Origin of the sequence: Nocardiopsis sp. CNR-923, assembly GCF_001942255.1 — a bacterium.
GTDB lineage: Bacteria > Actinomycetota > Actinomycetes > Streptosporangiales > Streptosporangiaceae > Nocardiopsis.
In genome coordinates this window covers 1-3,937 of sequence record NZ_MKKC01000017.1, presented here as the reverse complement: position 1 = coordinate 3,937, position 3,937 = coordinate 1, and the positions used below count along the sequence as shown (strand labels likewise).

Annotated in this window: 6 protein-coding genes; 2 read left to right on the top strand and 4 right to left on the bottom strand. The window is 70.0% G+C overall.

The window, feature by feature from the left end; all coding sequences use genetic code 11:
- Positions 1-66: 66 nt before the first annotated feature.
- The 4 genes from BJF83_RS01145 to BJF83_RS01135 are packed head-to-tail and all read right to left on the bottom strand — an operon-like array spanning position 67 to position 3,000.
- Entirely contained in the window at positions 67-651 is a 585-nt protein-coding gene (locus BJF83_RS01145; RefSeq protein WP_143831744.1) for a phage integrase family protein, read from the bottom strand.
- Positions 636-1,517, bottom strand: coding sequence for a hypothetical protein (locus tag BJF83_RS25835; RefSeq protein ID WP_083678364.1), 882 nt, complete (start codon positions 1,515-1,517; stop codon positions 636-638). The genes BJF83_RS01145 and BJF83_RS25835 overlap by 16 nt, the downstream gene beginning before the upstream one ends.
- A complete protein-coding gene (locus tag BJF83_RS01140; protein ID WP_075924825.1) occupies positions 1,514-1,849 on the bottom strand; it encodes a helix-turn-helix transcriptional regulator in 336 nt (111 codons plus the stop codon). Before BJF83_RS01140 ends, BJF83_RS25835 begins: the two co-directional genes overlap by 4 nt.
- Positions 1,846-3,000 (bottom strand): site-specific integrase, encoded by a 1,155-nt coding sequence (locus BJF83_RS01135; RefSeq protein WP_075924824.1) that lies wholly within the window; start codon positions 2,998-3,000, stop codon positions 1,846-1,848. The genes BJF83_RS01140 and BJF83_RS01135 overlap by 4 nt, the downstream gene beginning before the upstream one ends.
- A 270-nt stretch (positions 3,001-3,270) precedes the next feature.
- Between BJF83_RS01135 and BJF83_RS01130 the strand changes: the two genes are divergently transcribed.
- Positions 3,271-3,453, top strand: a complete 183-nt coding sequence (locus BJF83_RS01130; RefSeq protein ID WP_075924823.1) for a hypothetical protein — start codon at positions 3,271-3,273, stop codon at positions 3,451-3,453.
- A gap of 25 nt (positions 3,454-3,478) precedes the next feature.
- Positions 3,479-3,694 carry a hypothetical protein gene (locus BJF83_RS01125; RefSeq protein ID WP_075924822.1) on the top strand — a complete coding sequence of 72 codons (216 nt, stop codon included), beginning with the start codon at positions 3,479-3,481 and terminating at the stop codon, positions 3,692-3,694.
- The last annotated feature ends 243 nt before the right edge of the window (positions 3,695-3,937 follow it).

Genomic DNA, 3,937 nt, shown 5'->3' with positions numbered 1-3,937 from the left:
GGGGGGCGGATCTGGCGGGGGCCGGTGATCGAGTAGTCGGTATTCGCCCCTCCCCACCTCCTGCGGTCACTTTGCGTGGTCGTCGGGGGCGTAGTGGGACCACGGGCTTCCCGCCTCGGCGGCCAGCGCGGTGATGTGAACGTGGTGGTAGCCGAGCATCCGGGCAACGACCGGTGCCGGGGCCTGGAGGGCGAGCTGACGGATGGCCGCGGTGCGGCCGTGGAAGGTCGGGAGCCCGTTCTTGCGCATTCGGCCGGCGAGCGTGCTGGTGTCCATGGGCTGTCCGGCCCGGCGCCCGGGGAAGAGCCAGCGTGCCCCGGGGTTGGTCGCGGTGGTCAGGTTCGGCCTCCGGGTGGCGAAGTCCCGCAGCAGTTCGGCGAACGGCTCGGGGACCGGGGTCGGCGGGTCGCCGAACCGGATACTGAGCCGCCCGTCCTCTTCGACCAGATCGTCGAGGGTGAACCGACAGATCCGGCTGAGCGTTTGAGCGAAGAGCAGCGCCAGCACCACGACCACCCGGTCCATCAGATCCAGTTCCTCGTCCTCGACCGCCCGGCGCAGCAACTGCATCCGCTTGTTGTGGCTGAGGGGTGCCGGGTTCGCCGTGCTGCGATGCGGGATGTGCAGCCGCGGCATCAGGTGTGAGGCCATGGCCCAGCGCAGGAACTTCTGAGCGGGGCGGCGGGCGAGGAACACCTCGGCGTGCCAGCCGTCCAGGTCGGCCTGAGCGCAGGAGGCGAGGTCCGTGCCGCGTCCGTCGGCCAGTCCAGGAACTCCTTCGCCTTGCGCAGGGCCCGGCGTGCCTGGGCGCTCCGGCTGGTGCCCACTCCCGTGCGGTCGGCGGCGGCCCGGAGGTCGCGCAGGATGTTCCAGGAGGCGAAGCGCTCCAGCAACTCCCGGTGGTCCTGGTCGTCGATGTCGGTAAGCCACTGCTCCAGCCAGAGTTCGAAGAGGACCAGGTGCCGGTCGCGGTGGGGCAGGATGTCGTAGTGCATGAGCAGGTCGCGTAGGTAGGCCACCGAGCGCGGCGGAGTGAGCCGGTTCAGCCCCTCATGGGTCAGAGGGGCCTCGCCCTGGGCGAGCAGGCGAAGGAGCTGCTGAACGTGTTCTCTGCCCGTCCAGGTGAACAGGGTGCGGGGTCGCGAGGCCTGGCGTAGCCCGTCATAGAGGGGCACCAGTTCAGGCCGGATGCGTCCGGTGCCGTCGTCGAGGAGGTCGTCGAGCCGTTGGGTGAGGACGCAGCGCGAGCAGGTGTTCTTGCGCTGGATCCAGCCTTCCTGCCCGCAGCGGGCGCAGGTGTAGCAGCCCGGAATGCCAGCGCAGTCGGTGCAGAGCCGCCCGCCGTCGGGGGCGATGCCCGGGACCATCCGCTCGGCCCCGCAGCCGACGCAGGTGCCGTAGGTCTCCAGGGCCCAGGTCCGGCAGGTGACGCAGACCGGCCCCTCGGGCCAGGTCACGGGCCTCCAGCGCAGGACGCGCCCGCAGCGGGTGCAGGGCGGGAAGTCCGGTGCGGTCACGACTCGGGAAGGATGCGGGCGTGCTTGGGCCGGATGGGCGCCATCTCGGTCAGGTTCGCGTTGGTCTCGCCGGTGGCGGTGCGCCGGGGTGCGGCGTTCTCGGCGCGGGTGGCGATCAGCTCGGCCGGGGTGCAGGTCAAGATGTCGCAGAGTGCGGCCAGGACCGGGAGGGAAAGGCGTTCGGGGGTCTGGGTGACCAGCCGCCAGACCTGCACCGAGGAGAGCTTGATGCCGCGTTCGTGCAGCAGGGGTTCGAGGTCGCTGGCGTTGAACAGGCCGTGGGCGGCCATGACCTCACGCAGTCGCCACTGGTAGCTGACCTGGCGTTTCATCGGGTGTTCCCCTTCTTCCCGGTGCTGTTGAGGGCGGCGTGGGTGGTCTGGTCGAGTGCCTTGAGCAGGGTGCGGATGCGAAAGTCGGAGGAGACGCAGGTGTAGAGCGCGGTGGTGGAGGCGTGCTCGTGGCCGACCTGTTCCTGGACGAAGCGGGCGTCCCAGCCGTCCTCGATGAGGTGGGTGACGTAGGAGCGTCGCAAGGAGTGGAAGTCGAGTGCGGGGTCCAGGCCGATGGCGTCGCGGTAGGCGGCGAAGCGGGTGTTCATCTGGGTGAACCCGATCCGGGGCCCGCGTTCGGAGGGCCAGAGCGCGGGAGAGTCGGCGTGAGCGAAGGCCGGGCGGACCTGTTCGGTCCACTGCTCAAGGACGTCCACGATCCAGTCCATCCCGCCGGTCCCGTGGCGGGGGCCGATGGTCAGGACGCCGCGGCGTTTGGGTGGGGAGCCCTTCTTGGCCTTGCCGTGGCGCACCTGGCAGACGCCGAAGTCGCCGAAGGCCGGGGCGTGGGGGTTGCGGGAAAAGTCGACCAGGTCGAGCATGCGGGTCTCGTTGCGGCGCAGGCCGAAGGCGTAGGCGGTCTTGAACAAGGTGGCGTCGCGGAAAGCGGGCAGCCACCCTTTGCGGCCGTGGCCGCGGATGTGGTGGATCTGGCCATCGGCGTGGTCGAAGAACGCCGCCAGCTCGGCGCGGGTGAAGGCGCGCTTGGCCGGGTCGGACTCGGCTTCTTGCAGGTGGACGGCAGTGTTCCACTCGTGGGCGATCTGGATCGGGTGCGTCGCGAAGCGGGTCTCGCACTCGGTGGGCCAGCCGTAGGCGGGGTCGGTCAGGTAGGCGCAGAAGGAGCGGACGGCCTCGGAGTAGCCGCGCAGGGTGGAGCGCTTCAGGTCGCGTAGGGCCCGCAGGTCGCCGAGCCATTCGTCGAGCATCTGGGCCGACCAGGTCCAGGGGAAGGCGTCGGCGTGGCGGGTGAACGCCTTCACCGCCTTGTGGCGGCCGTCGATGGTGGAGAAGGCGAGGTTGCGGGCGAGCTGCTGGTTGCGCCAGCCCTCCAGCATCGCCTCGAAGACCTGTTCCTCGGGGCGCAGCAGGGACAGCCCGCCCACGAGGTGCAGGCCCGCGGATCCCGGGGCGAGGGCGTCTCGGCTCATCCGTTCTCACTCTCCGTCGTTTACATCAGGTGAAGGATTCCTTCATCTGATGAAACGGTAGCGGGAAAGCCCTGGTGAGAAGGGGGTTTTCGAGAAGGCCATGCGCGATAGGCTCACGATCCCCGCCTGTGATCACCGCGAGATCCCCTGCCTGGTGGGCCCTCTGGCCGGGTGTGCAGACCAGTCGCAGACTTCATCGGATGCAATAGCGTTCGGTTACCAAGTACGCCGGAAAGCGGCAATGGGCTGGTCAGCGGGTAGGTAGAGGACATGGGTAAGCACACCGAGATGGACAAGGACGCCGCCGCGCGGGTCCAGTCCGCCGCGGCCCGCGACCCGGAGTCGGACACCGCCCGCAGCGGGTTCGACGCCCGGGCGCAGTCGGCGGCCGACCGCCGCCAGGACGAGCAGGAGCACGACGAAGGCGGCGGCGCACCCCCGGCAGGGCGCTGACGTTTCCGTGGGTGCAGTGCCTTCCGTGCCCGGGTACGTCCTGATCATGAGCGGGGACCGGACGCGGATGACGTTGGACCTGGACACCGCCCAGCGCGCGGCGCTGGCCCGGTGGGCCGCGCTCGCCGGGGTGCAGATCGGCCGCCCGGGCCTGAGTTCGGTCGAGGTGCTGCGGGCGGTCATCGACCTGCTGGAGCCGCCGGGCGAGGACGCCTCCGAGCACGAGCGGCTGCTGCGCTAGGCGCTCACCCGCGCGGTCTTCGAGCGCCTGGCCGCCGGCCGCGAGTGAAGATGGCCGTGGAGTCGTCCTACCTCTCGCCGTGGCCGGTCGACGCCGACCGTTGGAAAACGAACGTTTCCCGGACACCCTGCCTGGAGGCCTCCGTGTAAATGTCCATAGTCGCGTGCACGGGTGAGCTGGAGGTTCGCCGCTGAGTGCAGGGAGATTCGGGTCCCCCGGACATCCCGAAGCCGCCTGCACTAC